The 2,348-nt window shown below is 73.9% G+C and carries 3 protein-coding genes; 1 reads left to right on the forward strand and 2 read right to left on the reverse strand.

The genetic code is table 11. The features are described from left to right. On the forward strand, positions 1–508 hold a 508-nt coding region (locus CRM73_RS17705), incomplete at its 5' end, for a hypothetical protein (protein WP_229588639.1). Positions 509–557: 49 nt separating this feature from the next. Here CRM73_RS17705 and CRM73_RS17710 read toward each other — a convergent pair. Continuing rightward, a complete protein-coding gene (locus tag CRM73_RS17710) occupies positions 558–905 on the reverse strand; it encodes a hypothetical protein (RefSeq protein ID WP_035924038.1) in 348 nt (115 codons plus the stop codon). Between the two features lie 132 nt (positions 906–1,037). Then, positions 1,038–2,348, reverse strand: a 1,311-nt coding sequence (gene sucB / locus CRM73_RS17715) for a 2-oxoglutarate dehydrogenase, E2 component, dihydrolipoamide succinyltransferase (RefSeq protein ID WP_229588640.1), incomplete at its 5' end; no start/stop codon positions are given.

Below are 2,348 nucleotides of genomic sequence, written 5' to 3' on the forward strand. Positions count from 1 at the left end.
GGACTCCGTCGAGGACGCGGACCCCCGGCGGGCGCTGGGAGAGCTGGTGGCGCGGCGGGGAGAGGCCCTGCGCACCGGTGACGCCCGGCTGCTGGACGAGGTGTACGCCCCCGGCGCCCGGGCCGCGGCGGCGGACCGGGACACCATCGCCCGGGCGGACGGCGGTTTTCCCGGCCTCGTCCTCGAGGCCGAGAGCGTCCGCGACGGGCCGGCGGGGTCCGCGCCGCCGGGCGGGGTCGTGCTGGTGGCCGAGGTGCGGGTGGACGGCCACCGCAGCGGGCCGGGCACGGTCCCGTCCGTGGTGCCGGCCGGGGACGGATGGGTGCAGACGGTCCTCGTCGAGCTGGTCCACGGGGAGCAGGGCTGGCGGCTGGCCGAGGTGGAACCTGCGGCGGGGGCGACGGCCCCGCCGGGAACCGGCTCGGACGGGCCGCCGCGGAACGGACGGGGGCCGGACGGGCAGGAGCCGGACGGATCGGAACCGGCACGGCAGGACCCCCGGGGCTGACGGGCAGCGCCGGGGGTCCGGTCCTCGATGGTGCGGTGGCGGGCGGGGCTCACCAGAGGGTGGCGACCGCCATGTTGATCAGCGCCAGCCCGCCCACGGCGTGGGCGAGACCGGTCGACACCGTCTCCCCGCGCCTGGTCCTCCGCTGGCCCACGAAGGCGGCGACCGCCACGGCGAGGGCGACCAGCAGCTTCACGGCGACCTTGGCGTGGTTGACGTCAGCCTCGCCCATTTCGTGGACCGCCACGAGCAGAAGACCGGTCACCAGGCTCAGCAGCGAGGCGTGGAACTGCCCGGGGGACACCGTCGGTCGCTTCATGGTGTAGATCCAGGTGCCCACGATGATCGCGGCGCCGACGAGGTGCAGGAAGACGAGGAGTCCGGTCAGGAAGGTCATGCCGTCGAGCCTATCGGAGCGCCGCCGGCGGACGCCGAGAGGGCGTGCCCCTGTGACCAGGAACACGCCCTCTCGGCGTCCGCCGGCCCTCCGCAGGTGCTCAGCGGGGGCCGTGGACCGGCACGGGGCCGGTCAGAGGCCGACCTCGGACTCGAAGCGGCCCTCCTCCAGGCGCGCCTTGAGCGCCTGGAGGAAGCGGCCGGCGTCCGCGCCGTCGACCAGGCGGTGGTCGTAGGTCAGCGACAGGTAGCACATCTGGCGGATGGCGATGGTGTCGTTGCCGTCGGCGTCGGAGACCACCATGGGGCGCTTCACGATCGATCCCGTGCCGAGGATCGCGACCTGCGGCTGGTTGATGATCGGGGTGTCGAACAGGGCTCCGAACGACCCGAGGTTCGTGATCGTGAAGGTGCCGCCGGTGAGGTCGTCCGGCGTGATGTTGCCGTCCTTGGCCCGGGAGCCGAGGTCCGCGATCTGCTTGGCCAGGCCGCCGAGGTTGAGGTCGCCGGCGTTCTTGATGACCGGCACCAGCAGGCCCTTCGGGGTGTCCACCGCGATGGCGATGTTCTCCGAGCCGTTGTAGACGATCTCCTTCTCGGCCTCCTTGAAGGTGGCGTTGAGCTTCGGGTGGGCCTGCAGGGCCTCCGCCACGGCCTTGGCGAAGAACGGCAGGTAGGTGAGCTTGGCGCCCTCCCGCTCCTGGAACTTCGCCTTCGCCCGGCCGCGCAGCACGGCCACCCGGGTCATGTCGACCTCGGTCACCTGGGTCAGCTGAGCGGCCTCCTGCAGCGACTCGCGCATGCGCTGGGCGATCGTCATCCGGATCCGCGGGGCCTTCTCGGTGGTCCCGCGCTTGGCGTCCGCCTTCGGCGCGGCCGGGGCGGCCTCCTTCGCCGGGGCGGCCGCGGCCGTCTCGGCCGGGGCCTCGGCGGCCGGTGCGGCCGCGCTCTTCTGCTGCTCGGCGGCGGCGAGCACGTCCTGCTTGCGGATCCGGCCGCCCACACCGGTGCCGGTGAGCGCGGAGAGGTCCACGCCCTCCTTCTTGGCGAGCTTGCGCACCAGCGGGGTCACGTAGGACGAGTTGTCGCCCGTCGGCGCCTCCGCGTTCTCGGTGCGGGCGCCGTCGCGCTGGGCGGCGTCCTGCTGCTCGTCCCCGGAGGTGTCGGCCAGCACGGGCTCGTCGGTCTCGACCATGGCCTCGTCGCGGGACGGCGCCTTCTCCTGCTTCCCGGAGGAGGAACCCTCGTAGCCCTCGCCGCCGGCGGAGGACTGCTTCGCCGGCTTCTCCTCGGCGGAGGTGTCCGCGGCGGGCTTCTCGGCGGGCTTGTCCCCGGACGGGGCGGAGCCGGAGCCGATGACCGCCAGGACCTGGCCGACCTCGGCGTCCTCGTCCTCCTGCACCCGGATCTCCAGCAGGGTCCCGGCCACGGGGGAGGGGACCTC

The organism is Kocuria sp. CCUG 69068 (assembly GCF_020833785.1).
Lineage (GTDB): Bacteria > Actinomycetota > Actinomycetes > Actinomycetales > Micrococcaceae > Kocuria > Kocuria rosea.